Source organism: Vibrio sp. 10N.261.55.A10 (assembly GCF_041470825.1).
Taxonomy (GTDB): domain Bacteria; phylum Pseudomonadota; class Gammaproteobacteria; order Enterobacterales; family Vibrionaceae; genus Vibrio; species Vibrio crassostreae_C.
Map to the genome: position 1 here is coordinate 1 of NZ_JBFRNC010000111.1, position 5,307 is coordinate 5,307.

Consider the following 5,307-nt stretch of genomic DNA (forward strand, 5'->3'; position numbering starts at 1 on the left):
TCTTAAGTGAACGGCATTACTCCCGAGGGAGCCTTTGATTAGGGTTCTAGTGACTATTCGCTTATGTTTTTATTTTAAAATGCTTCTTCGAGCGTTTGTTCGTTCTTTTTTTCTGTTTGTTTCTCGCTGGTCTCTACCTCTTTCAAGCGCGCAGTGAAGTGTCTTAACACCGGCGGCTCGTAGGTAAAATCGAGCCCTTTCACTTGTCCTGCATTCTCTTTCACTTTTTCGAATGCTTCGATAATGAAGTCCATGTGTGTTTGTGTGTAGGTCGCGCGAGGAATGGTAAGGCGCAACAACTCAGCAGGACATGGGTGTTGTTCACCTGTTGCTGGGTCGCGTCCTTGCAGCAAAGACCCAATCTCAACCGCTCTGATACCCGCGACTTTATAGAGTTCGCACGCCAAAGCATGTGCGGGAAACTGACCAGCCGGGATATGAGGCAGCAATTTACCCGCATCGACAAACGCAGCATGACCGCCTGCTTGCTGGCACACGATGCCCATCGCTTCTAAGCCATCAACAAGGTATTGAACCTGGCCAATACGGTACTCTAACCAATCTTGGCGCATGCCGTCATAAAGGCCAACCGCAAGACGCTCCATCGCGCCACCTTCTAAGCCACCATAGGTTGGGAAGCCCTCTTGCACCACACACAAGGTTCGACACTCTGTGTACACATCCATGAAAGCGTCGTCTTTAAAGCACAACAAGCCGCCCATTTGTACCATGGCATCTTTCTTGGCAGACATAGCTAAACCATCCGCGTATTTGTAAGACTCACGCGTGATCTGTTCGATTGTCCAATCCTGATAACCCGCTTCACGTTGTTGAATGAAGTAGGCATTTTCTGCGTAGCGTGCCGAGTCCATGATCACAGGAATATCGTACTTCTGAGCGATTTCATACACGGCTTTTAGATTGGCGATAGACACTGGCTGTCCACCAGCAGAGTTACAAGTAATGGTGCTCACAATGTAGGGAACATTGGCTGCGCCCGCTTCTAAGATCGCTTCTTCCAGCTTCACCACATCGAAGTTGCCTTTGAAATCCGCGTTCACTGAGGTATCGAACGCTTCTTTGGTATAAACGTTCTTCGCCACACAGCAATTCACTTGGGTGTGGCCTTGTGTTGTATCGAAGAAGTAGTTCGACAAGGCGACCATTTTGCTGCGATCGAGCCCTTTCTCCATTTCACGCTTCTTAATAAGAACCGGAATGTAGATCTGCTCTGCACCGCGTCCTTGGTGTGTTGGAATCGTCAACTCGTAACCGAAGATATCCTTAACCGCATTCGACAATGCGTAGTAACTGCGGCTACCACTGTAAGCTTCATCACCCATTAACATCGCGGCTTGCATACGCTGAGTGATAGATCCTGTTCCGCTGTCTGTCAGTAAGTCGATAAACACATCATCACTGTCGAGCAAAAATGGGTTCATGCCCGCGTCGACAATGGCTTGTTCACGATAGGCGCGAGTTGTTCTTTTTACTGGCTCTACAACACGAATACGAAACGGTTCTGGTAGATGTTTGAAGTTTTCCATAATAATACCTTTCAATACATTCCGATCAGGTCGAAATGTATTTTCTTTAGATGTCACGAGTCCTCACTATTAAATTAATAGTTCCGTATAAAGATACACAGAAAATTAACAGTGAAAATAAAAAAATTAAATAATGACTTATTAATCAAACCTAAACAGAGGCTAAGATAATTAGCGAGAACGACAAAAAACGAATACCCTACACGGAATAATAAGTGCGACATTCATACGTTCAAAGGTTATCAAAGCTGCTGATAGGTAAACAAAGCTCGCTGCTTTGCTGGCGCGTGACGCCTAGAGGGTACTACTCTGAAGAAAGGTGGAACGAGAGTTGGTGATCTAAGGTATACCAAGCTAACAAGGTTAGCCAAGTTGTTGATTGCCATTTCAGATACATGTTCACAATATATCCCTACGTTGAAATCAAGATGATCCGAAGTTTAAATATAGTGCAATTGTTTTATAAATACAGCTTAAAAAAGTATAAATGTGATCAATATTTAGAATGATGATTAAATACGATAGCGTGTTATATAAAATGTGAATCACAGCTGTTTATATACTATTAAACTAGTTCAGCGAGAACCTTAATAATATCAAATCTCTTTTGAAATCAACACCTCTCTAATAAGGGGCGAAGATAGCTGTTTTTTAAAAAAGCCATCATCTAATAAAGCCAAGATCCAAAACTCGCCGATCTAGAAAAGATAAATTCTGATGAGGCTCAAACCTCACCAGAACCGTATTCGCAGTGAATGACTTACTTCTTCTTCACGGCTTGCTTGATGGCCATTTCAGCCAGTTTTGGTGTCGCCGCTTTCAATGCGCTGGGTGCCACCTTCTTACCCACTTTGACTGCTTTATTCAGTTGGCCTTTAACCGACGAGCCTCTTTTCATGGCTTCTAAACGTTGGCGGTTTCTCTGAACGTTATTTGCGTCAGCGATACGCTCTATCAACGTCTGCCTTAAAGTATCTAAACCAAACTGTACCTTTTCTGGCGCAATCGCCAGCGGTAACACGATATCGGTTTGCAGCAATATATGATTGTATTCGAGCGCTTGAGCAATGATCTTCGCTTTGGTCGATGTTGGATTCTCTAAGTCATACGGTGGCTGCCAATCGTCTACAGGCTTTAATCTGTCTACCTGATTCACAACCGACACCACAATCGGTTTCTTGCGTGAGATGTTCTTAGGATCGTCATAGAAAGCATCAAATCTATCTTTCAATTGCTTATCCAAATCACGTGCAGACTGATTGGCTTTAAGCACCCATAGCACCACATCCGCTTGGGTCATCTCTTTCAGCATTAAGGCTTCGGTTTTAGGATTGCCATCAAGCCCCTGAAGATCAACAACGCGAACATCATTGTCGTCGACAAACGCGTTATACACCGTTGAAGTGTCGGTTGATGGCAGCACATCCACTTCTGCAACCAACTCTTGCTTGAGTGCATTGATAAGTGAAGATTTACCCGAACTGGTTTGTCCCACCAGCACGATTCGCACAGGCTCTAGCTCTGGAGCAAAGCGTTGTTCGTCGAGTTCAGAAACATCAGACACTTTAAGTGCCTCATCTTCAATGCTGAAACGTCCGCTGTAGAGGTCAATCGCCACCGCCGCAACTTCATCTAACAAGGCTTGTTTGGCGGCGTATTGCATGTCATCAACCACACCCCTTGTCATCGTTGCTGTCGCTTGTTCTCGTCCTAAATCAGAAATCACCTTGAGTGGATTCAAATACAAGTTTTTAAGGTGGTTACCCCAAATAGCCGCTTTGAAGATCTTCTGTCCTAGCTCACCGTATTTATCGTAGGCTTCGTAGCCCGCTTTGATGTAAGAAACCTTGAGATACTCAATGCCGGGGATATGCTCTCGCACTACCAATTTGTAGCGTCGGCTTACCTCTTCGAACAGCTTTAGCCCTTCAGGAATCGAGAAATCGAGCGATTTTTTATCAAACTTTCTCGCAACAAATTCAAGTACCTCTAAACCGGTTTGGTCTAGGTTGCCCCACTCTATGTCGACCATTAATTGTTGGCGTACATGGTGTTTTGAATCATTCCAAATCGACAGTTCTTTTTGAGACCAATCAGCCGAAGCCTTAACCAATGCATCGTTGATATCAGTTTTGTTATGTTGTGATTCAGAATCAGAAACATCCTCACCAAGGTCGTCACTCTCTTTGTTTGAGAAGGGCTCCGTACTTGAAGATCGGCGTGAAGAGCGGCTTGAAATGAACAGAGGAATGGTGAACACCAAGGTACTCACGGCAATGGCAATCGATATTTCGAGTAGATAACCGTATTTGACCGCCAAGAACACACCAAAACCCATCATGATAATACTTGGGAAGATGGCCGAAATCAGGGCAATGCCCCAGCGGCCGCTCGATAGCACCGCCAGTAATCGAAATAGGTTTCTAATTTTCTTCATAGCCCGACGCCGCCTTTCCTTTTTTCAGGGATTCTTTGTAGATCTTCTGCATCTCTTGTTCAGACACTTCTTCACCCTTGTTCTTATGATAGAAGTAAAAACAAGCCGCGCGACCTAAACCATAAGAGGTGCCGAAACTCATTGCCGCTGCGGCAACCGCGCCTACCGTTTGACCATAAACTGGAATCAGCTTTATCAACTGTCGAGTGCCCAGCTTCATTCCGTATTGCAAAGCAAAGCTGCTTCCCAGCGTGCCTATCAACTCACTAAAGACTCTCTTGTTCCACTCGACCCCATATTGGTTCGCCAAACTGTGGAGCATCTTCGCTTGAATTGCAGGTACAGACACCAAACCAACACCTGGAATCAAATCACTGGCCGCTGCACTTCCTGCATACCAAAGCACTTCGTTTTCTACTTGGTCAAAGTTGGCTTCTTCTTGGGTGGAATGCTCTTTGTCTTGCACCATCATTCCAATAACAGGAAGAATACTGGTCAGCTTTTCCAACAAGATGTCATAGTTGTAAACCGCTTCGCTGTTAGACATAGCGTTGTCATCCGTTTCGAAATCGACCGCTACCGATTCAAACTCTTTACCCCAAGCCTTCTCTACTTGGTTGGTGTTGAACTGAATTTGCCTTGCTCGATCTGGTTCACTGGAAGACAACACCGCCGTATGAACCAGCAACAAGTGTTTAATCTTCTTCTGTTTCTTAATCTGTTTTAGAGCCGCAAGCACAGCGGATTGTTCAGGTTCGTCGGCTTTCATTACAACGACTAACGCATTACCTGCCTGACCAATCTCTTCCAAATCCTCTTTCGCATCGTAATTCGCTTCGCTGAGTCCTCTGGTATCAAGAAACCTCATCACGGGTTTGTCTTGCGGAAACTCATACGACATCGCCGTCATGGTACAAGGCGCAAAACCATTGCCCACTTCTACAGAAGAGTCGCCCGTGACCGCTTGAATAAACGATGACTTGCCCGCCCCCGTTTTGCCCAACAGCCACAATGTAGGAAGATGCTTGCGCTGATATTCATGAGCCTGAGTCAAGTCTGGGTTCTTGCTCGGATTAATGAAGTCTTTTATTTGATCAAACATGTTTAGAGTAACGCTCACTTGATGTTGAGATTCGAGTTGATGACAAAGCAATACTGACTTATATAATCACAAATCATATTAAACTTATGTTTGTTCAGTCGCACAGGTTTACAATGCCTAAACGCTTGTTTTTATTTGCGCGCTCATTTTTATAGACGCTTTTTTATACATACGGGTATCATCGTATTGATTCGGGTACCTAACCAGGGCAAGATCATGAA

The 5,307-nt window shown here is 44.7% G+C and carries 3 protein-coding genes; all 3 read right to left on the reverse strand.

From position 1 onward, the window contains the following. Positions 1-74: 74 nt before the first annotated feature. Positions 75-1,547 carry a tryptophanase gene (gene tnaA / locus AB4274_RS21825; protein ID WP_102394496.1) on the reverse strand — a complete coding sequence of 491 codons (1,473 nt, stop codon included), beginning with the start codon at positions 1,545-1,547 and terminating at the stop codon, positions 75-77. A gap of 760 nt (positions 1,548-2,307) precedes the next feature. Beyond that, on the reverse strand, positions 2,308-3,984 hold the full coding sequence (locus AB4274_RS21830) for a GTPase family protein (RefSeq protein WP_372113224.1): 1,677 nt from the start codon (positions 3,982-3,984) through the stop codon (positions 2,308-2,310). Further along, entirely contained in the window at positions 3,971-5,086 is a 1,116-nt protein-coding gene (locus AB4274_RS21835; protein ID WP_372113226.1) for a YcjF family protein, read from the reverse strand. The genes AB4274_RS21830 and AB4274_RS21835 overlap by 14 nt, the downstream gene beginning before the upstream one ends. Positions 5,087-5,307 lie beyond the last annotated feature (221 nt).

Excerpts from the sequence above, each read along its gene's own strand:
- tnaA (WP_102394496.1), bottom strand. The coding sequence starts at position 1,547 with ATGGAAAACTTCAAACATCTACCAGAACCGTTTCGTATTCGTGTTGTA.
- AB4274_RS21830 (WP_372113224.1), bottom strand. The coding sequence starts at position 3,984 with ATGAAGAAAATTAGAAACCTATTTCGATTACTGGCGGTGCTATCGAGC.
- AB4274_RS21835 (WP_372113226.1), bottom strand. The coding sequence starts at position 5,086 with ATGTTTGATCAAATAAAAGACTTCATTAATCCGAGCAAGAACCCAGAC.